General features: G+C 65.5%; 11 protein-coding genes. 5 read left to right on the forward strand and 6 right to left on the reverse strand.

The window, feature by feature from the left end; genetic code table 11:
• Positions 1-38: 38 nt before the first annotated feature.
• The 6 genes from H3U89_RS01595 to H3U89_RS01620 all read right to left on the reverse strand — a co-directional run bounded on the left by H3U89_RS01595 (position 39) and on the right by H3U89_RS01620 (position 12,972).
• Positions 39-869: a hypothetical protein gene (locus tag H3U89_RS01595; protein WP_198178825.1), complete on the reverse strand. Its 831-nt coding sequence runs from the start codon at positions 867-869 to the stop codon at positions 39-41.
• 514 nt (positions 870-1,383) lie between these two features.
• Positions 1,384-2,121 (reverse strand): 4-hydroxy-tetrahydrodipicolinate reductase, encoded by a 738-nt coding sequence (gene dapB, locus H3U89_RS01600; RefSeq protein ID WP_198176787.1) that lies wholly within the window; start codon positions 2,119-2,121, stop codon positions 1,384-1,386.
• 28 nt (positions 2,122-2,149) lie between these two features.
• Positions 2,150-3,460 carry an MFS transporter gene (locus H3U89_RS01605; protein WP_198178824.1) on the reverse strand — a complete coding sequence of 437 codons (1,311 nt, stop codon included), beginning with the start codon at positions 3,458-3,460 and terminating at the stop codon, positions 2,150-2,152.
• A complete protein-coding gene (locus tag H3U89_RS01610; RefSeq protein ID WP_198178821.1) occupies positions 3,447-4,187 on the reverse strand; it encodes a GNAT family N-acetyltransferase in 741 nt (246 codons plus the stop codon). Before H3U89_RS01610 ends, H3U89_RS01605 begins: the two co-directional genes overlap by 14 nt.
• Positions 4,188-4,315: 128 nt before the next feature.
• Positions 4,316-8,356, reverse strand: coding sequence for an ATP-dependent DNA helicase (locus H3U89_RS01615; protein WP_198178819.1), 4,041 nt, complete (start codon positions 8,354-8,356; stop codon positions 4,316-4,318).
• The gene (locus H3U89_RS01620; RefSeq protein WP_198178817.1) at positions 8,353-12,972 is read right to left on the reverse strand and encodes a PD-(D/E)XK nuclease family protein; all 4,620 of its coding nucleotides are present in this window, start codon (positions 12,970-12,972) and stop codon (positions 8,353-8,355) included. The genes H3U89_RS01615 and H3U89_RS01620 overlap by 4 nt, the downstream gene beginning before the upstream one ends.
• 155 nt (positions 12,973-13,127) lie before the next feature.
• Between H3U89_RS01620 and H3U89_RS01625 the strand changes: the two genes are divergently transcribed.
• The 5 genes from H3U89_RS01625 (at position 13,128) to H3U89_RS01645 (ending at position 25,568) form a co-directional block, all read left to right on the forward strand.
• Positions 13,128-14,714, forward strand: a complete 1,587-nt coding sequence (locus H3U89_RS01625; RefSeq protein WP_198178816.1) for a serine/threonine-protein kinase — start codon at positions 13,128-13,130, stop codon at positions 14,712-14,714.
• Between the two features lie 209 nt (positions 14,715-14,923).
• Positions 14,924-20,356 (forward strand): Ig-like domain-containing protein, encoded by a 5,433-nt coding sequence (locus H3U89_RS01630; RefSeq protein WP_198178814.1) that lies wholly within the window; start codon positions 14,924-14,926, stop codon positions 20,354-20,356.
• Positions 20,357-20,358: 2 nt separating this feature from the next.
• A complete protein-coding gene (locus H3U89_RS01635) occupies positions 20,359-21,909 on the forward strand; it encodes an AAA family ATPase (protein WP_232345424.1) in 1,551 nt (516 codons plus the stop codon).
• Between the two features lie 3 nt (positions 21,910-21,912).
• Complete coding sequence (locus H3U89_RS01640; protein WP_198178811.1) at positions 21,913-23,160, forward strand: DUF58 domain-containing protein; 1,248 nt, start codon at positions 21,913-21,915, stop codon at positions 23,158-23,160.
• A complete protein-coding gene (locus H3U89_RS01645; protein ID WP_198178809.1) occupies positions 23,157-25,568 on the forward strand; it encodes a transglutaminase-like domain-containing protein in 2,412 nt (803 codons plus the stop codon). Before H3U89_RS01640 ends, H3U89_RS01645 begins: the two co-directional genes overlap by 4 nt.
• Positions 25,569-25,724: the final 156 nt, after the last annotated feature.

Consider the following 25,724-nt stretch of genomic DNA (forward strand, 5'->3'; position numbering starts at 1 on the left):
AACCCGAGCACACCCATGGCACAACCCGCCGTCCGGCATCACCGGCCGGCATCATCGTCATCTTTGTAGACTCCCATATAAGAATTGGAGCTTCCAATAATGGAGGCGATCGTCAGGGTCAGATCGAACGCCAGCGCCCATGCCGCCAGCCACTCGAAGGCCGCATCACGATGCATGCTCGCGCACTTCTCGATCCCCAACATGTTCAGCACAAACCATAAGGCGCCGACGACGCCCACCAAGCAGCACCAGAACAAGGACGCACCAGCCGACCCCGTCGGCTTGACCAGCATCCAGGACGGCACCACACACAACACCACCATCACCGCCCACGACGCAAACCTGTTGCGCACCAGCCGCATCACCACCGGAAACACCAACACCCCAACAACCACCAGCACAGCCACCGACACCAGAACCCACCGGAACACGCCACCCGGGGTAGAACTGGCAGCCCCGAATATGACACCGAGCAACGGAACGAACAAGAAAGACAACACCACAAACCAAGGCCCCGGACGCTCCTTTCCATACTCATACCGCCCCAACAGGTTCCGAACGGCAAATCCGACAAAGAAAGCAAGCAAAAGAAGGCAAACTATCCAGGTACGCACCCAATCCTGGTCCTGGTCAAACAGGTAGTACCAGCCGCAGGCGAACCCGGCCACATAGGCCAGCCCGTACAGCACCGTCTTCCACAGGACCCCTCCCAGGGAGAACTCAACGGCGCCAAGCCGCGCATGCGGGACTCTCTCGAGCATGCTCGACAAGAACCACGACAGGGCAAACTTATCAACCTTATCAATCCAATCGATAACGTCATCCGACACCTCACCGGCATCAGCACCCCCGCCGCTCGGCTCAGACATCACCACCACTCACCCTTCGCCCTGCACCTTCGCTAGCACGGGACCCAAAGACCCGGCTATAGGCGAGAAAGGCTTCAAATAACCACGGCCCTCAGACACCGACGTCTTCCGCCCGACACCGCCTTTATTCTGATTATAGTCCCGACACTTCAAGGCATTTACATCGTCTTTGGCCACGGAACGGATTCCGCGGGTAACGGTCCCGTACAGAGGATTTTCCCAGATCGAAAGAAACGAATTTCAACACCTCGTTGTCGAACTTCGCATATGTATACAGACCGGCAGCTTTTGCAGATGACCACACCCCGCGCCCGAATACCTCCATCCACAGCAGGGGCATGCCCATACGCTTGGGTGAAGCCGCCGTCAAGGATTTGGCTCCCTCCGCCCACTTCGAAACCGGCAGAATGCCGTTCGGTTTACCCAGCATCATCGAAAGGCGGCAAACCAAATAAACACCTTGTTGCGTCGGGTCACCCAAAAGCCCTTGCAGATGGGAACGCTCTTGCGGATATCAGAACAGATAATGGTCCAGGCCCACGGTCAGTCCGGGAATGCTTCCGGCACGGCGGACTGCCAGGAGGACTCCGGGCATGAATGAGACACGCTCGAAGCTATCCGCGCGAATGGTCAGCTGCTCGCCGGGGTTGCCCATGAGGATCTCCTCGTGCGCGTTGAGTCCCCGCAGCCGGACGGCATGGACGTGGACACCGTCAACCACCCGGCCCCTGGAGGGATCAGGTTGTTGGGTCGCGTCAGGCATGGGACCCATGCCAGCCTGGCGACGGGCTTCGGCGATTGCGGAAGCGGTTCCCAGAGCAGTGCCGGAGGGGGCGTCGACCTTGTCGGGATGGTGCAGCTCGACCACCTCGGCCGACTCGAAGTAGCGGGCTGCCATGGCTGCGAACCGGTCGGCCAGCACTGCTGAGATGGCAAAGTTGGGAGCGATGAAGACGCTGAGCCCGGGATGCTCGTCCAAGGCCTGCCTGACCTGGTCCAGGCGCTCCTTGGTCCACCCGGTGGTACCGATTACGGAGTGGACCCCTTGCCCTATCAGGGTCAGGGTGTTGCCCAGGACGGCATCAGGGCTGGTGAAGTCGACCGCCACATCCGTATTGCTCGGATTGATGGCAGCCGGATCGTCATCCGGACCCAGCAGCAGGGCCGTCTGCATATCCTGCGCGCCCTTCAGAGCACGCACCACCTCGGTTCCCATGCGTCCGCCTGCGCCCAGCACCGATACGCGGATCATCGGCTGCCTCCTTCTTGCCTAATTCATTTCACTGTGCATTTTCGGTCTTTTCCACGACCATACCCCTCCTGCGGCTCCTGGCCCAGCCCAGCAGAGCCAGAGGAACAGCGCAGCAGGTGACCACAGCCGGAATGCTCATGCCACCGTGGGGCCCGAACTGATCCAGGGCGACACCGGCCAGGGTGGATCCCAGTGAGGTGCCGATGGATCCGCCGGTGGACAGCCAGGAGAGTCCCTCGGTCAGGGCCCGGGCATCCACGTTCTCGCGCACGATCAGGTTGCCGGTGGCGAAGATGGGCGAGACACACAGGCCGGTCAGCACCTCGGCCAGACCCAGCAGGACCAGGTTGTCCATGACCAGGCGGAAGACCACGTAGCCCAGGGTCAGCAGCACCAGGAAGGTCGCCAGATAGCGCCAGCGGGATCCTTTGAGCCTGACCGAGCCGAAGATCAGAGCCCCGCAGAGGGAGCCAAGGGCGAACAGGGCCAGCTGCAGGCCCACAGCACCCTCGCGGCCCATGGACTTGGTCAGGGCGGTCACCGAGACGTCCACCGCCGAAAAGCTCATGTTGAAGACGACGAAAATCACGACCAACAGGAGGATGCCCGGGTAGACCAGAGCCGAGCGGGAGCCCTGGTGGCTGTCAGCATCACTCGGCAGGACGTCCCCGTGGGCGTCCACCGGGGAATGATCCGCCGCAGACTGGCTGACGGATTCCATGCGAACGACGGCCGGAGGCTCGGTCGAACGCATGGCGAAGAAGGTCAGTCCGCCGATCAGCAGGGCCAGGGCAGGCAGGTAGAGTTGGGAGACCGGGCTGACCGAAGTGGCCAGGTAGGCGGAGAGGATGGGCCCCAGGATGAAAACGCACTCGTCCAGCCCCGACTCCAGGGCATAGGCGGTGTTGAGCAGGTTGGTCTTGTCGTCGCGCAGCACCCAGGCCCAGCGGGTGCGCACCAGGGCTCCGAAGGCGAACTGGGTCAGGCCCATCAGGGCCGCCAGCACAAAGAGCACACCCAGGGGAACCCGGCGCATGGCACCCACGGCGAATCCCAGGATGGCCAGAGCCTGCACGATCAGGGCGGTCACGCCGACCCGACGCTGACCGAACCGGTCGAACAGGCGGGCGTAGAAGGGGGTGACCAGGGCCGCGCAGAGCGTGTAGACGGCACTCATCAGACCGGCCGAGGTCCAGTTGTCATAGATGTGGTTCAAGGCCAGTACAATGCCCAGACCCATCATGCCCAGAGGCAGGCGGGCCAGGACGGCCGACAAGCAGAAGCCGGCGGCGCCAGGGTAGGTGAACAGGCGCAGGAAGGGGGATTTAGCGGCCGCCATGATCACCGTCCTTGCCCAGCTGATCGCTCACACGGCCGGCATAGATGAAGATGTCGTCGATTCCCTCGAAGAACTGCGGGTCGTCGGAGGGGTCGCGCCCGGCGAAGGCGGCATGGTCCCGCCCCTTGAGCTCGGCCAGCCGCTCCATGCCCTTGTGGTCGTAGAAGCCCACATCGCAGGAGGAGTCCGTATGCAGGTAGAAGCGCTCGATGCCCGCCTGGTCCAGATGCTCCAGGGTGTCCCGCCATAGCGCGCCGCCCACGCCGCGTCCCCGGGCACGGCTGGAGACCAGGAAGAGCCTCAGCTCAGCCTGGGGCGGGACGGCCAGACCGCACTTCTCCTCGAGCTTGACCTCGGTCAGCTGCCACTGGCGGGCCCGGTCCAGGGTCTGGGCGCCCAACGTCGTGGCAGACAGCTGCTGGTCCACCTGCTCCAGCTCCGCTTGGGCCTGGGGGAAGCAGGTTTCGCCGCGCCCCTCGGCCAGCAGGGTCACCCCCAGGAAGTCCTGCCCATCGACGGCTATCCGGGCCCTGGTGGCACCCACCAGGTAGTGCAGGATGAAATGTGCGGCGCTCAGCCGGGACACGGTCCCCTCGGGATCCTCCTGCACCTTCCAGGTGGCGTCGAAGGTCCCCACCAGGTCGGGCATATCCGCCCAGACCATGGGTCTTATTGCCACGCTCCCCCTCCGCCGGGAGGCCTGGTCGTGATTACTGGACGTAGTCATCTGTCTCATTGCTCCATTCGGGCGTGCCCGGCCCCACGACGGCCCTTGGCCGTCCGCCGATCGCCTGCTGTTCATGATTGCTGATGCGCGGCACCCATCGCCCTTGTCTGGCGGGGTCTGCCGCAGACTCAGTCCTCGTCCGACTGCTCGGGTATGCCCTCGGCCAGGGTTGCGAGAATTTCTTCTTCGGTCCTGGCACGGGCCCTGATGAGTCGATCCTGGGGCCGGTCTTCGCTTACATAATAAAGGCAGGCGTCGATGGTCGACAGGCCGATACCCTCCAAGCGTGACAGGAGCAGCCGGTAGAAGTCCAACTGGACCAGACGGCGGTTGGTCGACTCCTCTCCGTGCGGTCGTGCTCCGGTCTTCCAGTCCACGATGGTGTAGCGCAGATCCGGGCGATCAGGGTCCAGTCCGCCGGCAAAGACCGCATCCAGCTTGCCCTTGACGATGGAGCCGGCCAGCACCGCCACGATGGGCCGTTCCACCCAGACGGGGGTGCGCTCTGCCCAGTCGGACTCGGCCAACCGCTGCTCCCAGGTCAGCAGACGGGCCTTAACGGGATCGGCCTTGGAATCCAGGGACTCCCGCTCCTGGTCAAGCCCGGCCAGCATGCGGGCCCGCTCAGCCATGGCCCCAGGACCCAGTGGGCCATCGAGCAGGTTGGGTGCTTCCGCCTGATCAGGCAGGTCCACCAGTCCTTGGGGGGCGGAGATTTCGGGCAGGATGAAGCGCCTGGCCCAGTCGTGGAAGCGGGTGCCTGCCTCGGCCTGCGGGGAGGCCACCTGGGGTATGGGCCTGACCAGCCCCTGCCAGTAGTCCCTCTCCATCTTGGGATCGCCCCCTGCCGAACCGGCCTGGATGGCGGTGACGCTGCTCGCCCCATGCCCCAGAATCCGACGGCCGGTGCGCCGCAGCAGATCCAGGTCCGTAAGCAGCTGGTCGTCGGCAACCCCCAGGCGGCCGGTGCTGACCTGCAGGACGCGGACCGCATTGGCGTAAAGCCCGTCATCGCCCTCCTCAGGCATTGCGGGGTCGCCTGGTTCCCCGGCGCGCACCCAGGCGGCCGAGCGATTCAAAGCTGCGCGTGTGCGCGCATTCAGGACCGGGGGCCATAGCGCCTGATCCCGCTGACCGTCGCGGGCGGCGACCTGGTCCACCTCTTCCAGGGCGCGGTCGACGGTAGCCTGGCGGTAGGACTGGGCATGCTCACCGACAAAGAGCCCCAAGGGCGGCGTTGGCTGGCCCTCCTGGGCATCCTCTGTCTGCTCCAGCTTGACCGCATCGGGCTCTTCCTGGAAGAGCTCCACCAGCTCGGTCCAGAAGTTGGAGGCCTTATCCGGGTCCGGAGCAGGCGTGTTCAGGGCGGCAGCCTCCGCCTGGGAATCCTGGCTGAAGGTCAGCAGCAGGTCATGCCGGGCCCTTGTCGCCGCCACGTAGATCAGCCGTCGCTCGTCGTCCAGCAGCCGACGGCCGTACTGTTCACGCTGAGAGGGGGCGATGGCATCGGCCCGGACCGGGCGGGCCTGGTCGTCCATCCCGCTCTCCCGAGACAGACCCATGGCCTCCTCCTCCAGGCTTGTCAGATCCAGCCGACCCAGCAGATCCTCAGGGTCGGCTCCCAGGGGGGCGTCGTGGGGAAAGCGGGGCAGAATCATGGCATCAGCCCGGACCGGCACCGGCACGGACTGGGGATCAACCAGCCAGGTACGGGCCGTGCAGCTGTACTGGTAGACCGGGCCGTCCGGGGATCGGACCACCGACTGGTCCAAGGCGGGCTTGACCGTGAGCCGGTCGCCCTGGCTGCTTGGGAAGGCTCCACGCTTGAGCCCGACAACCGCCACGGCATCCCACTCCAGTCCCTTGGCCTGGTGGACGGTCATCAGGGCCACGTCGGCCCGGCGGTCGTCCCCGTCAGTGGGCATTTCGGGACTCTGATCCAGGGAGGACAGCCAGGAGACGAACCCGCGCAGGCTGGGCCCCAGGCCCTGGGGCAGCTCAGACAGGTAGACATCCACCTGATCCAGCAGGGCCTGGATGCCCGCCTTGGCCTGGCTGGGCTCCAGTGGCCGTTCAGGATTGGCCAGGGAGCGGGCCAATACCAGGTCCACGTCCAGGTCCAAGGCACGGATGGCGGCGATGACCACCTGGCGCAGGGGGGCCGAGGACTCGGCCTGGACCTGGCAGATGACCCGGGCGGCCTCGGCGGCCAGGACCCGTCCCCTGGGGGAAAGCCCGGAGTTCTTCAAGAGGTCTGGCAGATCGTCACGCAGCAACAGGTCCACCAGGAAGACGTCGTTGGGGACCTGGTCACGGTAACGGTGCAGATCCTCGCGACGACGGCGAGGATCGGAATCGGACTCGACCAGACCGGCACGGACCAGGGCCCGATACTGGCTGTCCTCGTTGACCTTGGCGGCCAGGGAGGCCAGGGCGCTCAGGTCGGACGCGTCCATGCCGAACCGGGCCGAGGCCAGCAGACGCATCAGGGAATCGCTGTCGGTATGGTCGCAGATCAGGGAGAGCAGGGCTCTAAGGTCCATGACCTCGGGCCTGTCGAAGAGGGAGGAGTACCCGACGACCTGGCAGCTCAGTCCTGCAGCCTCCAGGGCCTGACGGTACCTGGGCAGGGAGGCCTTGGAGCGGAAGAGAACAGCCACGTGAGGTGCGTCGCCCTGATTGCCATAGAGCTCGCGGGCCCTGAGGGCGAACCTGACCACGCCATCGATCTCCTGGCCGCCGGTGCTGTAGCCCAGGAGGCCCACGGTACCCGGGTCGGCATCCTCGCGGGGACGGAGCCTGGCCACGTCCACCTCGCGCAGTTCCGTCTCCGATCGGCTCTCCTGGCCCCGATGGCGCAGGGGGACGGTCAGCTGGTTGGCGGCCTTGAGCACCCAGCTGGAGTTGCGGAAGGTGCGCGACAGGGTCAGCGGGTCCTGGTCCTGCGAGCGCCCAAAGGCTGCCACCCCCGACAAGGGGCCGCTGCCGGAGTCGGGTCGGTCGGCCAGCATGCCGAACTGGGCCTGGAAGGTGCGGAAGGCACCGGGACTGGCCCCGCGCCAGGCATAGATGGACTGGAAGGGGTCGCCCACGGCGGTCACGGCCGACCTGCCGGGAGCCTGGTCAGCACTCCCCTGATCCTCCTTGAGACGCTGCGGATGGAAGATGGCCGCCAGAAGCAGGGACTGGGTGGTGGAGGTGTCCTGGTATTCATCCAGAAAGACGTGGCTGTAGCGGCGTCGCAGCTGGGCGCTGATGGAGGGGAAACGCTCGACCAGCTGGAAGGCGGCCAGGGTGAAGTCGCCGAACTCGGCCATGTTGGCCTGACGCTTGGCCCGCTGGTAGTCCTGGACCAGGGTCAGCAGCTTCTCACGCGTCAGAACCGCCCGTCGCATGGTATCCACCCGGTAGAGGCGAATGCTCCGCCGCTTGTCTCGGAAGTCCTTGATTTTGCCCTGGTAGTGCTCGTCGGTCTCCTTCTTGCTTCGCTTGGGCGGCGAGGTGCTGACTGTGGGCTCGGCGGCCGGCACGGGCTGGTCGCCGATGAACTGGTCCGCACGATCCACAAAGGCGCGGTCCCAGGCGCGGATCCGCTCCACGGCCTGGTCGAAATCCGGGCAGTCGCTGCTGATCATGGAGGTGGTCACAGCCCCGGTCAGCCCCAGGACCCGGTTGACGGTGGTCGAGAAGGTCGCGGAGCCCAGGTCGTCGGATTCGCCATCATGTGCCGAGGAATCGGCGGGAAAGATCAGATCCAGATGGTCGGCGACCACCTGGGAGGCCAGCTGGTAGGCCCCCGCCGAGCTCAGGGGACGGGTGTCCTGGTCCATGCCCACCAGCAGGCCGTACTGGCGCACGATGGACTGAAAGAAGGCGTCATAGGTGGACACGGTCGGCTTGAGGAAGTTGCGCTCAGGGTCCACGCCCGAGGCTCCTCTGCCCTGGTCGCGTCGGATGACCGCCGCCCCCACCCTGGACTGGAGCTCGGAGGCGGCCTTACGGGTGAAGGTCAACCCCAGAATCTGCTCGGAGGGCACTCCCCGACGGATCAGCGCGATGATCCGGCTGGTCATGGTCATGGTCTTGCCCGAGCCGGCCCCGGCCACCACCAGAAGATCCTCGTTGACATCCGCATCGACGATGGCGGACTGTTCGGCAGTCTGCTTCATTCCTGATCCTCCAGTAGATTGGGCGCCACCAGTTGCCATGCCTGACATTCCTGACCATTGCCGGCCCGATGGCAGCGGGCAGGGTCGAAGACCGCGTCATCCCGGCCAGCCGTCAGCTTGACCCCGGCAGCGAAGAAGACCCTGGCTATCATGGTCAGCCCCCACACAGCCTGGGAAGAGACTCTGGAGGCTCGGATCATGCCCCACAGGTCCGCATCCACCCCGGGCGGAATTTGTTCGGACAGGTCCGCAGGCTCGGCCTTGGACTTGAGCGGGGAGGGCATGCCGGTTCTGGGCTGGGCGATGGTGACCAGCCTGTCGCGCTCGAACAGTGGAGGCTGGTAGGCCATCTCCTCCCGGCGCAACCCCGTTTGCGCATCCTTGGGCGGGGTCTGCAGCTGCAGGAGCAGGGACTGGCTCAGCTTCATCCCCTCGGTCCTCTCCAGGTCGGGGGCCTGGGGCAGACTCCAGGCCGCCCCCACCTCCGGGCTGCTGCCGGGCGTGGGTGGGAAGGCCAGGCCCAGTTGATAGCAGACCAGCTGCAGGTCGTTGAAGAGCTGCCCCTGGGTATAGGGAACTCTGCCGGTCTTGTAATCCACCAGTCGCAGACGGATGCCCTCGGGCAGGGACCTGACCTCCAGACGGTCGATACGGCCGGTCAGCCTGACCGTCGTCCTGGCATCCAGGGCTGAAGGGAAGCCGTCTACCAGGCCGGACATCAGGGCGAATAGTCCGTCGGCATCCAGAGGCCTATCGGGGAAGGTGGCCTTCCAAAGTGGAACCAGGGCCTCCACGGACAGGCTGACGTCGAAGGAGCGCTCGCTCTGCACCCCCAGCAGATCGCCGACCGGGACCGGATTCCTGCCCTCCAGGCCGTATTCGGAATCCGGGGAGCGAACGAAATAAGAGGCCAGGTTGTCCAGGATGGACTCCACCCGGCTGCTGCGGCCGCGCTGGTCATAGAGCTCGTCCGGGTCCCGCAGCCGCTGTTCCTGGGGAGCCAGATCCTGGTAGATGCCCAGGAGTGCATTCCGCACCTGCTGCTGGCGGACATCAGGGTCGCCCCGGCCTGGACGATCCAGGCCCTGGGCTGTGCCCTCGCTGGCCACCTTGTGGATCAGGGAGCCGAACTCCGTAGGCACCCTGGATGGGGATGGGCCGGAGAACTGATCGCCCAAGGCCCACTCCAGCGGACAGTTCCAGATGGCATCGACCGCCGAGGGCGAAAGCAGAACCACCTTGCGGTCTGATCGGTGTTCATGGCGCTGCTCATGACCCCGGTCACGGTCTTGTATTCGATCTGCCTGACCGGCTTGATTGATGGAAGTAGGCGCGGGCCGGGAGGCATGGTCTCTTTCAGTAACCGATGCGACGCCCGCGGCAGCGGCCACAGTCCTCGACCCGGCAGCCTGTTCAACCGAAACCTCTTTATCCGGGACTTGGCCAACTGCGGACTGTTTATCTGGGGCATGCCGATCCGAGGCCGGCCCAACCGTGGACTGCTCGTCTGGGACATGCTGATCCGATGTCGGCTCGCCGGCACCCTCCTCACCATTGTTGTAGAGGAAAGGCCAATGCCGTGGATCGGCCGAATCCTGGCCCTGGTCGGCCAGCAGCCGCAGGGTTTGCACGGCATCGTCCACTCGGTCACAGTCGACCTGGTCCTGCGGAAGCAACGCCTGGACAGCCAGGATGGACCGGGCGGCCGCCGTCAGGCCCCTAGGAGACACCTCCAGCCCCCCGTAGCGCTCACCGTCGCCTGAGCCAGAGCCGACCATGCTGAACTCGGCCTGGCTCATATCTGCAGTGCGTGGATAGCGTTCCGGCAGATAGCCGTAGAGAAAGTCCGAAGGAACAAGGTCATCGTTCCAGACCGCACTGATGCGCACCTGGGTCCTGGCCCGGGTCAGCGCCTCCAGGAAACCCTTCTTCTCAGCGTAGAGGATGGAGCGCAGGGCAGGATCGTGGCTGAGCGTATCCGCCAGGGGGTCGCCGATACGGTCGTGCAGAACCAGGTCGGCCAGCTCCTCGGCTCCAAACATGGTGTCGCGGGGAATCAGGTTGGGCCAGACCCCGTCCTGGACGGCGGGCAGCCAGACCAGGGGCCAGTCTGTGGCCAGGGCGGCAGCGCCGGCGGGTGTGGTCAGGGTGACGGCGTGCTCGATAGGCCCGATCCGCGCCAGTGAGTCGGCCTCGATCTGCATGGTGCGCACCTGGTCCATGAAGGCCTCGACCGTGGGGAAACGACGGGAGCCGGCCGCGTACTGGAAGAGCCGCATGAGCGCGTCCAGACGGTCGTTGACCTCCTCCCCCTCCTGGGTGGCCATCAGGGCCCTTCGCTGCCAGTCATCGGCCAGGTCCAGACTCCGCCAGGCCTCCCAGAGCACGTATTGGGGCTGACGGTCCTCCAGGGCGCTGATGCGGGTGGCCGTCAGACGCAGAACCTGCAGGGCCTTGTCCAGGACCTGAACGTCAGGATCCTCCCGGCGGCCTCCAGCGATGGCGGTCATGGCCTCCAGGATGATTCCCGAGGATCGGTCATCCGGGTCCAGAACCAGCAGGGTCTCCAGGGCCTGAACGGAAAGAATGGCCGGCCGTTGAGCATCCCGGTCGCCCAGATCCACCGGCTGGTCGGGGGCCGAGGCAGTGGAGAATGGACCAGACCCGACCCCTGACTGGGAAGAATCGTGATTGGTCAACAGGGAATCGTCGACACTGATACCAGATGAACGATCCCGCTGAGCCCGCCGCTCGGCCAGATCCTCCGCCCAGCTCTGCCAGGCCTGTCCCAGGAGCGGCAGGTCCTGCAAGGAGCGCGACGAGTCCGCCTCGCTTCCCTGCTGACCGGACAGGGGGACCAATGCGGCCATGGTCTCCATGATGGACTCCAGGCGCTCCATCCTGACGGGACGCTCTGCACGAGCGGCGGTGGCGGGGACCCGGAAGAGGGGGCCGGCCATCAGGGTGCGCAGGCGCGAACGGATCCAGGCGGCCACCTGGGCAGGATCGTCAGGATCGCTTCCGGCAGTTCCAGGGTCCAGTACCGACTGGGCCAGCTCGACCAGGGCAAAGAGACCCTGGATGGCTGGCTCCTGGCTGAGCGGACGGGTCACTGAGGAGAAGCGCACCGGCACGCCCTGCACACGCAGTTTGCGGCCCAGCGTGCGCAGGGTCATGTTGTCGTGGGCGATGACGGCCATGTCGTTCCAGTCACGTTTCTGGGCCAGGAACTCATGCTTGACCTGCCAGACCAGGTCGTCATCCTCCTGGTCGGGGGTGCGGAAGAGCCTGGTCTGCACACTGCCGTCGCGGATAAGACTGTCGCCGTCGGTCAGAGGCGCCACCGGTCCGGCGCCGGGCCAGGCGGGCAGCTTGCCAGGTCTGGCAGGCAGGGGGGTATCGTCCTCCTCAACCCCGGCGATGCCCAGGCTGACCCTGGCAGCCACCAGGTCGGCGTAGGAACCCGGAGCCGCCGAATCTGAACCCTGGCGGCCTTCGGTATGTTCTTCGACTGCTTTCGGAACCACCATCCTCCGGGGTTTCAGGGTCAGGGGGGCGGCGCCCAGGCAGGCGAAGTCCTGGGCCAGAAGGGGGGCGGCGTCACCTGGCACAGGCTTGGCCAGGGTCGTCAGACGAGTGGCCAGAAATTCCGGATAGGAGCCACGGAAGGACTGGACCGACTGGTCGGGATTGCCCACCAGAAGAAGTCGGCAACCGGCCCGGTTCAACCCCTGCAACAGGCCCATCCCGGCCAGGGTGACGTCCTGCCAATCGTCCACGACCAACAGGTCGGGCAGGTCGTCATCAGCAAGTCCGTCCAGGCTGCGGGAGGCTTCGACCATGAGCATGGAGTGGTCCAGACGGAATTCATCCGGGTAACTCTCGGTGATGCTCTGGCGGTATTCGTCCTCCAGAGCGAAGGCCAGCCGCCACTGCAGGCCCAGCCGGTCGCGGCGGTCGGGGTCCATGGGTTGGACTGCCAGGGCATCCAGAAGCTGGTCCCGGTCCCCCCTGTCCAGTCCCAATTCCGTCATGCGTGCAAACATATCCCGCAGCTGGGCGATAAACCTGTCGGCGACCCCTACGACCCGGCCCTGTCCGTCGCCGATCAGGACGGAGGACCAACCCGCCCCGTTGTGAAAGTAGCGTTCCAGGAGTCGGCAGACCGCGCAGTCGTCCCCGGCCTGGACATGCTCCAGGTGGACGGTCATGACCTGCCTGAGCAGGGCATCCTCCTCGGCGCCGTTGAGCAGCCTGGGCAGAAGCGGATCGCGGCCTCCCTGGGCCAACCGGGACCGTGTCAGCAGACGGAAGGCCAGGGCCTGCAGGGTGCCCACAGGTCGGGTACGGTCGGACCTGCCCCGCTCAAGAATGACCTGGCGGCTGACCTGGTCGGCTGCGGTCCTACCTGATACGGCCATGCTGGCACCGTCGCCGAACCATTCCATGCCGGCCAGCAGGGCCCGGGTAGCCAGCATGGTCTTGCCGCTACGGGGAGGACCAGCCACCACCAGGGCACGGGTGGGCCGACCCTCCCCGTTCCGGAGCCGATCGCCGATAAGGGCGCGGACCGGTTCCATGGCCTCTTGCGGATCCACCGGTGGCTGCTTGCTCATAGCTACAAGAATAGGGTCCGGCATGGTCCATCCGCAGGCCCCGGAAGCCGCTGGTCCGGGACCATCCTTGGGCGGTTGAAAGGATGACCGATCGGGAGCGGCGTGCTGTTATCGTGGATAGCAGTTCCCAGGCATTCCTTAGGAGGTGATGTCCCTTGCAGCAGAATGGTTCCCAGGCCCGGCGCCCGGGTGCGGTCCCATCCATGGACCAGGCGCCAACGCTGCCCGGGCTGCGGCTTATGCGCCCCTTGGATCTGGGAGGCACCGCCGCCGTCTACCTGTACGAGCAGGAGGGGCTCAACCGACCCGTGGCGGTCAAGGTGGCCCTCCGAGGCAGCATGGACCAGCAGACCCATCAGCTCTTTCTGCGGGAGGCCAAGACCCTGGCCAAGCTCTCCACCCACCCCTGCATCCTGAGCATCCACCAGGCCCTGGTCAGCGATGACGGACGGGATTGCCTGGTGCTCGAATACGCCCCGGGCGGCAGCTGCAAGACCATCATGCTTCACGGGGGCATGGACCAGGAAGGCGTGCTGGACCTGGGTGTGCGCATGGCCTCGGCACTCTGCTGCGCCCATGGGCGCGGAATCCTGCACCGGGACGTCAAACCCAGCAACTTTCTGATCACCGACCAGGGTCTGCCGGTCCTGGCCGACTTCGGCATCTCCTCGGGCATCTATGGAAGCGAACGGGCCGGTGGGCTTTCCATACCCTGGGCTGCCCCGGAGGTCCTGGCGAACCGCTCGGGAGGGTCGGAGGCAAGCGACATCTACTCCCTGGGAGCCTCGCTCTTCGGCATGCTGGCCGGCCGCTCCCCCTACGAATATGCCTACCGGGCCCGGGATGAGGATGACCTGACCCGGCTGATCCTGACAGCGGAAACCCCGGTTCTGCACATGGACGAGGCCTCCCCCATGCTGGCCGCCGTCCTGGAGAAGGCCATGGCCCATGACCGAGACGACCGCTATTACTCGGCGCTGGAGTTCGGGCGGGCCCTCCAGGAGGTCCAACAAGAGCTCTACGGGCATGCGACGCCCTTCATCGGCGAGGGAATCGGCCCCTACCCCACGGAGGATGTACGTTCACACTCCCGGATCGGAGACATTGCTGGCCGACCCATTGCAGGCCGAGGGGGAAAGCGACCAGAGAATAAGGAATCCGGCCACCCCTGGGCTGGTGCACGGGCCAGCTCCCAACCGCGTCTGCGCCCAGACAGGGATGCGTTCTCTGACTATGAAGGCAGCCAGGCCAAGCGGTTTTTTGGCGGCCGCCGCCGTGTGGTCCTTTTGGGACTGATCCTCGCTGTCATCCTGGCCCTGGTACTGGTCTGGGCCCTGGTTGTCGGCCTGCCAAACAGATCCGAGCGTCGTTCACAGCCGACTACTACAGGTTCCTCCCAGGCTCAATCCCGACAGGCGCAGTCCCCGGACCCGACGGATTCGAGCGACCCCCAGGATCTGCAGGAGGGCCCGGTTCCCTCACCCACCCAGGGCCAAGGCCGCTACCAAGGCACCGCGGCAGTTTTCACCTGGGCCAATCCTAACCCCAAACCGGGAGACACCTATGTCTGGCATCCCCTGGATCAGGGCGGCGCCGGAGACCGTGGCCGCAGCGTGCAGACCCGACAGCCGGCCGCCCGTATCGACAGCCCGCAGGGGGGTCAGACCTGCATCAGCGTCACCCTGGTGCGGGCCGACAGGAGCATGTCCCAGGAACCCACGATCATCTGCGCCGTCCAATGAGCCTTCGGTGGATGAATTTCCACATTCGACCACCCCGACTCTCACAGACCGCCAAGACCTGGCAAACCAGCTAAAATCAGTCGTCAGAGAGGGCATCGACGGCGGTCCGGGATCAATTAACCAACAAGGGCACAAGGTAAAGGTATAGGAAAGGTATAGGTCAGGCATCCTGGCCTGTGCGGCAGAACAGGAAAGGAACCCAGGGGATTATGGACTTGCAGGGACGCTTCCTGCGGATGCGCCGGGCCGGGCTGCGTCTGCGGCATGCCCTGGCCGTCCGCGCCAAGAACCCTGCCACCATCCTGGCCGTCACGCTGACGGCTCTGGTCCTGCTCATACTGGGCGCCTTGTTCATGCATGGAGTGGACCGCCGTGCCGTTCAGGTGGATGACGGCAGCATCTGGATCACCTCCGAAAACGAGCGCAAGGTCGCCCGGTTCAAGCCCGACATCGGCGAGGCGGACGTGGCCCTGTCGACAGGCACGGACCACTTCGACCTGGCCCAGAGCGGATACGCGGTCATCCTGGGCCGTGAAGGAGGCATGGCCCCAATAACGGCCTCCACCGCCACACTGGGAGACACCACCCGATCGGATGCCAGGGTCCAGCGGATGGTCAACGGGCCCACTCTGGTCCTCTTCCAGGCGCGGACCGGCAAGGTCTGGGTTGGTCAGGCCACTTCTCCGGGAGATATGGACCAGCAGCGCCGCGACCCCGTGCTGACCCTGGGCTCCGGGGCCGCCGCTACCGTGGATGCCTCCGGAACCGTCTACGCCTACCGGCCCTCGGACGGGGTCGTGCTGAAAATCGACGGACCCGACTCCAGGGCCCATCGTGAGTTGGACTCCCTGACGGACCACACCCCCGTCCGGGCCAATGCATTCAGCGTCATTGGTGGAAGACCCGTCCTCCTGGCCGGCGATCGGCTTTACTGGCCCCAGGGATCCGTCCGGATACCGCACCGGGGAGACCTGCAGCTCCAGTCCACTCCTGTGGATATGGACCGCCAGGGACCCTGGGTGGGGCTGACCGATCAGGAAAGCGTCCACCTGGTTGATCTGGACCACCCCCGGAATCAGGTCGAAACCGTACGCACCGGAGGCAGCGGCCAACCCGCCCAGCCGGTCTCCTCGGGCGGATGCCTTTGGACGGCCTGGGCCTCCTCGGGAAGCAATTTCCTGCGCCTGTGCTCGACAGGGACAGCCGTGCCCCAGGTTCGGTCACCCCAGCCGCGCCCCACCACCCTGGAGGCCATCAGCCCAACCTCGGATCTGGTCTTTCGGGCCAACCACCGGAGGGTCATCCTCAACGACGTGCTGACCGGTGATGTTTGGAACCCGCAATCCTCCACCAAGGTGATCCGGCCACAGTGGCAGACCATGGAGGTCAAACACACAGACAAAACCGATCAGCGCCAGGACTCGGCCGACAATCGCCAGCGGTTCGCGGCCACCTGTCGATCAGGCTCCCAACCCATCCAGGCCGAGGACGACAGCCTGGGCATTCGTGCCGGTTCCAGAGCCCTGCTGGATCCCTTGCGCAACGATCGGCAGACCGACTGCTCGGTTCTGCGAATCGAGGATGCGCGCAGCTCGCAGGGCAATCTGCGCCTGACTCCGGTCATGAACGGCCGCTACCTGCAGGTGGATGCCAGCGACGCACCTGCCGGCCGGGCTCGAATCAACTACTCCATCACCGACGGCCGCGGCCAGGTCTCCTCGGCTGGCATCGACCTGAACATCGCCCCGGCCAAGATGGATCGAGGCGACCAAGCACCGGTCCAGAACGATACCCCACCCGAGTATGAGGTGGAGCAGGGCGCCACGACAACCGTCAACGCTCTGGCCGGCTTCGAGGATCCCGACGGAGACCCGCTGACACTGGTCGGTGCCGAATCCGTGAACTCCGATCGAATATCCCTTTCCACCAGGGCTGATGGGCAGCTGACCATGAGCGCTGGGTCGGCCACTTCCGCTCGGCTGGCTGTCAAAGTCACCGTTTCGGACGGACTCATGAGTGGCCAGGGACTCATCTATTTCACCGTCCGACCCGTCAACACCCTGGCCCCACTGGTCGATCCGGTCATCCGCCAGGCCACTCCCGGCCGAGAGGTAACCGTGGACCTGAGCAGGAGCGTGCATGCCAATGCCGCTCAGCCCCTCCGCCTGGTCCGGGTCGACAAGCCCGATGGGATCCAGGTGGAGGTCAACGCCGAGAGCCTTTCCTTCACCGCCACCGCCGCCAACCCGGGCACCTATTATGTGCCCTACCGGGTGGCCCAAGGCGACCAGGAGGCCCAGGGGCTGGTCAGGCTGGAGGTGGAACACGACCAGGGCGGATCCGCGCCGCCGGTTCCTGTCAACGACGTGGCCCTGCTTGGGGCCGACCAGACCGCCATCGTCGATCCGCTCGACAACGACCTGGATCCCATGGGTGGAGTGCTGGCCCTGACCGATGTGCGCGTGGACCCGGACTCCGGCATCAAGGTCGGCATCGTGGACCACCGTCGGGTCTATCTGTCAGCCAGAAAAATTCCCACACGCCCACTGAGCATCGCCTACACTGTCGCCAACGCAGAGGGCAGCGCTCAGGGGACCATCGTCCTGCAGCCCCCTTCCCTGAGCAGGGCAGCCTCGGCTCCCAAAGCCCCGAATCTGACGGTTGGGGTCCGATCATCGGGCCTGGTCACGGTTCCGGTCATGGACAAGGTCGCCCACGCTGACGGGACCAGCGTCACCCTGGACCAGCAGCTGACAACGGACCAACGGACCTTTGCAGGCCTGACCTTCGTGTCCGGGGATACGGTCAGGTATCAGGCCAGCGAGCGCACCGGGGACTTCCCGGTCACCTATACGGTCAGGGATGATCTGGGCAACGCAGCCTCTGGCACCATCACCTTCCGGGTGCATGCCTCCGACCCCGCCAGCAAGCCCGCACCCACCCCCAAGGACCTGCGGGCCCAGGTGGCTGCCGGGACCAAGGTACGCATCCCCGTCCCGCTGACCGGCATCGATCCGGATGGAGACTGTGACACCCTGTCCGGCTTGGGCAACCAGGCGCCCAGGCTGGGAAGGATTGTCAAAGCCGGGGCCGACTACCTGATCTATGAGGCCTATCCCGACTCGCACGGCACCGACGAGTTCACCTACGCCGTGGAGGACTGGGTGGGGCAGCGTGCCCAGGCGCGCGTCCGTATCGGTGTCTTCCCCGACTCGTCAGTGACCGGAGTCTTCGCCCGGGACGACAAGGTCAGGCTGCGGCCTGGGACCGTCGCCGACGTACCGGTCCTGCTCAACGACATCTCCGGGGACGACGACCCCCTGAGCCTGGACCCCCACCTGGAGCGCCAGGGGCTGGACCAGGCCAGTACAGAGGACGACATGATCCGGCTGACTGCTCCTTCGCAGCCAGGCACCTCCTATCTGGTCTACGGGGCACGAAACCGGGCAGGGCTGAGCGACCAGGCCACCCTGACCGTGGTCTCGGATCCCCAGGCCCCCATCCAGCCGCCCATAGCCCAGGATTACCAGGTGGCTCCCGAGGACACGGTGGATAAGCGCAGTGTGGAAGTCAATCTGGCCGACTCCATCAGTAACCCGTCCGGCACCCTCGATGACCTGCGCCTTGGGATTCATCCCAGCGCCCGTGCCCATGCCAGGATCGTGGGCGAAGCCGGCTCCACCAAGCTGGTCATCGACCTGACCGACCAGGCCAGGGCGGTGCCCTACACCGTGACCAACACCCGGTACAAGATCACTTCAATGGCCTTTGTGAAGGTCCCCGCCTACGGGGTATTCCCCCCGATGCTAAGACCCCGGGCTCCGGCTCTGAAAGTGCGGGCCGGGCAGAGCATCACCATCGACATCGCCGACCAAGTCAGGGTGGGCGCAGGCAAGACCGCACGGATCGCCTCCCGCCAGTCCGTCTCGGCCACCAAGTCCGACGGATCCGACCCCTACGTAGACGAGCACACCCTGAAGTTCACCGCCGCCAGGAACTATGCCGGCCCAGCCTCACTGACCTTTGCCGTCCGTGACGGGGATCCAGGGGGCCAGGCCATCGTCAACGAGTCGGTACTGACCCTGCCCATCACCGTGGTAGGCGGCAGAGCCTCCCCGCCGGTCCTTTCTGCACCGGTCATCGATCTGGAGGCCGGGGAGCCGGCACAGACCATCTCCCTGACCGCCATGATCCGCTGGCCCCAGGGAAGCGACCCGGCCGACAGCACCTTCTCCTCCGGGGACCCACAGGGGCCGATCCATGCCAAGCTGAGTCCTCGGGGCCAACTGAACGTAGCCGCCGACAAGACCGCGACGCCCGGCACCAAGGCCACACTGCCGGTGACCATCACCAGTTCCTCCGGCGATGTGCATACGGTCCTGGTCTTCCGCATCGTCGCCACCACCCGACCCCTGGCTTCGGTCCCCTCGCGTCAGCTAGGGCTCAAGGCCGGGCAGAGTCTGGAACTGGACCTGTTCGACGGCGCCCTCAACCCCTTCCCTGACACTCCGCTACGCTTGGTCGGCCTGGTCAGCGACGACACCTCACGACTGACAGCCACCAGCCTGGGCGACGGAAGAATCGCCATCAAAGCCGATCGCGACATCGGCGCCTCCACCAACACCATTCTGGCCACGATCGAGGATGGCAGCCGGGATCCGGGACGCCGGGTCAGCGCCACCATCACCGTGGGCATCATCGACCGCCCGCAGGCCCCCAGAATGCTGGCAGGCGCCGCCCAGGCAGGCGACGGAACGGTTCTCCTGTCCTGGGAGCCGGGCGCAGTCAACGGCAGTCCGGTGGACGAGTACCGGGTCACCTACACCTCATCGGCAGGCTCCGGACAACGCTCCTGCGGCAATGCAGTCACCTGTCGAATCGACGGACTGGCCAACGGCCATGACTACTCATTCACAGTCCAAGCCCACAACCAGGTCGGCTGGTCCCCCGCCTCCTCGCCGGCGGCAGCCAGACCTGATGCGCTTCCCGGAGGCGTGCAGGCACTGACCGTGGACGGCGGCAGCAAGGAAACCCTGACCGTCACCTGGCGTCCGCCGGAGAATCATGGCTCACCCATCCAGGGCTATACGGTCCACGGCGAGGGTTCCGGATGCGGTTCGCAGCGATGGCGGTCGGCCACCGCCACCAAGGCGGTCTTCGACGTGGACCATGACGAGGCAGGAGGCACCTGCACAGTGAGTGTGACCCCCGCCAATATGGCCGGATCAGGACCTGTGGCCTCAGCCTCTGGAGCCACCTGGTCGCATCCGGATCCGCCTGCATTCCAGACTTTGGAGTACCAGGGCAAGGACCAGGTCAAGCTGGTCCTGAACCCCGGTTCCGAACACGGCCGACCCTGCGCAGATATCCAGGTGAGCATCGATGGCCTCGACACCGACAAGGCTTCCTGGACCCTGCCCTGCAACCAGCCGGAGGTCAGTGAAGTCATCACCCTGCCCGCCGGGTCAACCAAACCGGGCGACACGCTGAACTTCCGGGCGGTCGCCCGCATCCGTGGGGTGGGATCCGAAGGCCATTCGCCCGCCGCCACCAAGGAGCTGACCCTGCCCAAGGATGCCGACAAGCCAAGCGACAAGACCCTTAACCCGTCAGTGGTCCCCTCAGCAGACAAGGATGAATGACCATGGATGAACGAAACGCACAGGAACCCATCCAGCAGGACGGCACCATCCCCGATGACGCGACCAGGAGGAGTACCCCCAAGGCCGCCCGCGAAGCAGGCAGCAAAGGCCGACGGATCCCTGCCGACCGACTGGATGTACTGAAGCGACAGCGCCAGGCCCTCATGGCCGGTCTGGGCCAGCAGGAATCCTCCCAGGCGATGAGCGACGACCGGACCCGCCCCGGCCGCATCCCTGTGGCTGCCAGGCAGGAAAGGACTCAGGAGTCCGAGGCGGAATCCGTCCCATCGGATCGCACCATGGTGGAAGACGGGACCATCCCCGTCCACCAGCCGGTCCGTGACCTGTTCACCCGGTCCTCATCAACCCCTGCCAGGCCCGACCTCGTCGATGTCACCGATCAGTCCCGACACCCCCAACTGGAGCGGATCTCGGCTCCCAGATACGAAGTCAGGACCGACGAACCCAGGGGAGCAGAAAAGACCGGTCAGAACCAACGGTCTTTCACCGAAGCAGGAGATCAGGCAGAAGAGGCCAGGCGGAAGAGACGATCAGACCAAGCAGGAGGCAGCAGCCAGGCAGTAGACCGCAGCCAAGCCGCCGTGGATGTGTCGACCTTCGCCAGCCTCTTCCGCTCCATAGTCGACAACGTCGGCCAGGCGGTGCTGGGCAAGGAGGAGACCATCGCCCTGTGCGTCACCGCCCTGATCGCAGGAGGCCATGTGCTCCTGGAGGACAATCCGGGCACCGGCAAGACCCAGCTGTCACGGGCACTGGCCGCCTCAATCGCCGTGGACTGCAAGCGGATCCAGTTCACCCCCGACCTGCTGCCCTCCGATCTGCTGGGCGTGACCTTCTACGACCAGTCTCAAGGACGATTCTCCTTCCGGCCCGGGCCGGTCTTCGCCTCCCTGGTTCTGGCTGACGAGATCAACCGAGCCTCCCCCAAGACCCAGTCGGCCCTGCTGGAGGTCATGGAGGAGGGCCAGGTGACCGTGGATGGCCGTACCTACCGCCTCCCCCGGCCATTCATGGTTATGGCCACCCAGAATCCTATCGAGCAGCTGGGCACCTATGCCCTGCCCGAAGCTCAGATGGACCGCTTTCTGATCCGAACCTCGCTTGGGGCACCGGGGCACGATGCCAGCATGCGCATTCTTCAAGAGGCCGACATCCGCGACCGGGCCGGCCTGGTCGAACCGGTGGTCGATGCCGATCAGGTGGAGGCCATGGCCGCCTGCGTCTCCAAGGTCTTCTGCGATTCCTCCATCATGGAATACGTCATTCACATCATCGAAGCCACACGACACAGCTCCGCCATCCGGGTCGGCTCCTCCATCAGAGGCGGACTGGCTCTGGTCCGTTGCGCCAGGATTCGGGCCTGCGCTCAGGGCCGCGACTACGTGATCCCCGACGATGTCAAGGACCTGGTCGATCCCGTTCTGGCCCACCGGCTGATTCTGACCGCCCAGAGCAGGCTGGCGGACATGGATGAACACCAGGCGCTGGCCGAAGCCCTGGCCAAAGTCCCCGTCCCCACAGGAGAGCAGTGAGCCATGACCGCCTTCGCCCGCCGACCTGCCCCGGAGGCAAGACCGGCATCCTCGACAGAATCCAGACCGATCTTGCGAACCCTGGCCGCTGACCTGTGGCAGTCGATCACTGCCCTGGGCCGGGCCATGGCTCTGGCCGCGCTCCTGTGCGCTCTGGCCTTCGTCCCTACAGGCTGGCGTGAACTGCTGGCGGGCACCCTGCTGGGTGCGGGCATGCTGCTGCTGGGGTTGCTGATGAGCCTGGGCAACCTGTCCTGTAGCGCTGTGACGAGTCTGGACCAGGGACATCTGGAGGTAGGCGGCCAGGCCGAGCTGGTCCTGATTCTGACCAATCCGGGCAGCCGCTCCACCCGCAGCGGCCGAATCGGTCTGGCTCTAGGCCAAGGAACCATCATGGCGTCGCTGCCGGCCCTGGCTCCCGGCCAGAGTCACCAGATCCGCTTGAAACTGGAAGCCAGGTCCCGTGGGGTGATTGACCTGGGTCCGGTGACCATGGAGGCGGGGGATCCGCTGGGACTCATCCGACGCCGTCGGATCCTGACCGGCGCCCGAAAACTCTACATCCATCCCCGCACGGTGGCCCTGCCGCCCCTTGAAGCCGGACTGGAACGCGACCTGGAGGGGGATCCTGGTCCCGGCATTGTCGACGACGACCTGGAATTCCATGCCCTCCGCCCCTATGCGCCGGGCGACGATGTGAAACGGGTCCACTGGCTGTCCACTGCCCGGGCCGGCACCCTGATGGTCCGCCAGTACGAGCCCACCCTGCGCACCAAAACCGAACTGATCCTGGATGGCCAGGCTGCCTCCTACCGGAATGCGGATGAGTTCGAGCTGGCAGTTGAACTCTTCGCCTCCCTGGGCTGCCGATGCCTGCTTGATGGCCGTCGTCTGCAAGCGCTGGCCCCGGAACCTGACGATTCCGATGCCCATGGAACCATCCTGCCCACGGAGGATCCCCGGAGCTTTCTCGATGCCTGCAGTGCCATCCGCCCCAGCCAGAACAGTTATGGCAAGCCTGACCTGGCTGACGCTCCCGAGCGCATCAGCCTGACCATTCTGGTGACCGGTTCGCTGGGCGACCGTCAGCCCTCTACCTTGATGGGCGATTCGGCCCAGAGCGCCTCCCATGTCATGCTGCTGGCTGCCGACCTGGATGCCCGTCCAAGTCTGCAGACGCAGCCGGGCCTGGTCAACGCCGTTCTGGGCAACATGAGGGACCTTCCCATCCTCTTGGAGACCCAGCCATGAGCACATCTGCATCATGGATGGAGCAAGCCCAGAGGGAGCCGATTCGCCTGATTGACAGGGTAGGTCTGCAATCCACTGTCGACCCGACCAGGCGACACTCCCCAATCATTCTGGTCGCCGCATTGGCACCCCTCGATCTGCTGGCAGGACTACAGCTGCTGCCGGTCTACGGCAGTCTGCCCTTCTGGCTGACAGTGGGAGCCGCAGCCTGCCTGACCGGACTGCTGATCGCCCTGCTCCCCCGCCGCGGCATTGTCACAGCCCTCCTGCAACCTCTGCTGCTGATTGCGGCCCAATTCCTGCTGGGCCCCATCCTCGCTCTGAACGGAACCACCCTGGCCCATGTCCTGCCCACCTGGACGACCCTGACACAAGGGTGGTCAGCCACCTTCGGCGCTTTCAAGACCCTGGCAGCCATCGATCCACCACTTGGTCAGGAAGCCGGCGGGCTGATGGCCCTATGGACGTTGATGCTCTGGACCTGTTATCTGGCCGTGCTGCTGGCCCGTCAGGGCCTGGGCCGCAATCCGGGACGGCCGGAGCATCCCGTAGCCGTCCTGACAGCCACCCTACCCATCCTGGCCACCATGGCCGTCTCAGCCGCCCTAGGAACCAGCAGCGGCCTCCACCCGGCGTTGACGGGCGGCATCCTCTGGCTGCTCCTGCTGATCTGGTGCGCCAGCGGACTGGGTCTGCTGCGTCTGCAAGGACTCGCATCCACTCTTGTGACCCTGACATTGGCAGCCGGACTGATTTTCTCCGCTGGACTCCTGCCCGCCCCGCCGCGGCTGGTCATTCGTGACCACTATCAGCCCCCTATGGACCCCTACCAGTTCACCAGCCCCTTGAGCGATTACCGCGCCTATATCAAACACCACCGGGACGAAACCCTGGTCACAGTTCGCAACCTGCCCGCCGGCACGCCGGTCCGAATGGCCGTCATGGACCGTTATGACGGCAAGGTCTGGAACCTGTCCGATTCCTCAGGCGCAGGAGCCGCCGACTACCGGCGCATCGGCGCCCAGATCCGCACAGAAACCCAGCAGGGGAAGACCAAAGACGGCGAACAGACCGGACGCTCTTTTACCGCGACCTTTCTGATTCGGAAGGGATTCGATCACGCTTGGCTGCCCTCCGCCGGACAGGTCGACAGCATCGATACGGATCAGGGCCTGCAACGGAAGAACATCTACTTCAACAAGGCCACAGACACCGCACTGGCCGATCAGGCCCTGCAGGCCGGTGCCGAGTATGTAGTGCACGGCGTGGCCGAAGACCGACCCGCAACCCGCCGCATAGCCGACAGCGATCCGGGGGATGCACAGGTGCCTCCCCTGGCAGATGCCCCTGAGAGTCTGCCCAAGGCGGCGGCCTCCATGACCTCTATGCAGGCGCGCGGCGGTGCCAGAGCGCTGGCCATCGAGGAGCGGCTGCACCGGGAGGGATGGTTCTCCCACGGTCTGGCCGGCGACTATCCCTCGCCCTCCGGGCATGGCGACTATCGGATCAATCAGCTCCTGCAGGGCCAGGCAATGGTTGGTGACAGCGAACAATACGCCTCGGCCATGGCCCTCCTGGCCCGGCAGATGGGTCTGCCATCCCGGGTGGTCCTGGGATTCGTGCCCAAGAACCGCGATGGCTCCATCAGCCGGGCAAGGACCAGGACCCAGGCGGACGGGAGCACCCGAATCGACTTCACAGGACGCGATGCCCAGGCCTGGGTGGAGGTCAATCTGAAGGGACTCGGGTGGGTCCCCTTCTACCCCACGCCACCGGAGACCAAGACCCCGGACAAGTCACTGGATTCCACCCCGCCCGATCCGCGCACCCTGGTCCGCCAGCCGCCTCCCCCGCTGGTCGATCCTCCCCGTGACGACCGGACCACCCAGGGTCGAACCACCGTTGGCGGGCAGGACGCATCCCGGCAGTCTTCGCCCTCCTTCTGGAAGCGGTACGGACCCCTGATAGCCAAAGTGACGCTCTGGACCATGCCGCTCTGGTTGCCTGCTCTGCTGGTTTTGCTCCTGCTGGCGGTCAAGTCCTGGCTGCGCCGACGGGCCCGGTCGACCGGCGACCCGAAGACACGTATCCGTGCCGGCTGGCGACAAATCAGCAACCTAGGCAGGCAGACCGGTCTTTCCCTGGACGGCACCCGTAGCGAGCAGGAGGCTCTGATCACCCGGAACCTGCTGACCGACCCCACAGGGTCTTCGTCGGCCGGACTGTGCGGCGATCTGGATCGACTGCGGAGCATGGCCGATCAGGCCTCCTTCGACCAGCACCCTTCGGATGAGCAGGAGGCCGAGGACTGCTGGCAGCTGGTGGACAAGCTTCGATCCGCCATCCTGACATCCCTGCCACGGACCCGACGCTGGCGGGCTCTGCTTTCCCCTAGGCACCTGCGCTGACCTGCTGCCAATAACCTGGACCCCGAGAAAAACAAAACGAGGGCCCGTGCAATCGTTGAGATCACACGGGCCCTCATCTGGTATCACGTAACCTGCAGTAACCTGCAGCCGAATCCGCCAGGCCGGGTCATCCGGCCCAAGCGGATCTGCGGCTAC

It is taken from the genome of Bifidobacterium sp. W8104 (genome assembly GCF_016100735.1).
GTDB classification, from domain to species: Bacteria; Actinomycetota; Actinomycetes; order Actinomycetales; family Bifidobacteriaceae; genus Bombiscardovia; species Bombiscardovia choladohabitans.

Coding starts and splice junctions, on each gene's coding strand:
- H3U89_RS01595 (WP_198178825.1), bottom strand. CDS start 869: ATGTCTGAGCCGAGCGGCGGGGGTGCTGATGCCGGTGAGGTGTCGGAT.
- dapB (WP_198176787.1), bottom strand. CDS start 2,121: ATGATCCGCGTATCGGTGCTGGGCGCAGGCGGACGCATGGGAACCGAG.
- H3U89_RS01605 (WP_198178824.1), bottom strand. CDS start 3,460: ATGGCGGCCGCTAAATCCCCCTTCCTGCGCCTGTTCACCTACCCTGGC.
- H3U89_RS01610 (WP_198178821.1), bottom strand. CDS start 4,187: ATGACTACGTCCAGTAATCACGACCAGGCCTCCCGGCGGAGGGGGAGC.
- H3U89_RS01615 (WP_198178819.1), bottom strand. CDS start 8,356: ATGAAGCAGACTGCCGAACAGTCCGCCATCGTCGATGCGGATGTCAAC.
- H3U89_RS01620 (WP_198178817.1), bottom strand. CDS start 12,972: ATGAGCAAGCAGCCACCGGTGGATCCGCAAGAGGCCATGGAACCGGTC.
- H3U89_RS01630 (WP_198178814.1), top strand. CDS start 14,924: ATGGACTTGCAGGGACGCTTCCTGCGGATGCGCCGGGCCGGGCTGCGT.
- H3U89_RS01635 (WP_232345424.1), top strand. CDS start 20,359: ATGGATGAACGAAACGCACAGGAACCCATCCAGCAGGACGGCACCATC.
- H3U89_RS01640 (WP_198178811.1), top strand. CDS start 21,913: ATGACCGCCTTCGCCCGCCGACCTGCCCCGGAGGCAAGACCGGCATCC.
- H3U89_RS01645 (WP_198178809.1), top strand. CDS start 23,157: ATGAGCACATCTGCATCATGGATGGAGCAAGCCCAGAGGGAGCCGATT.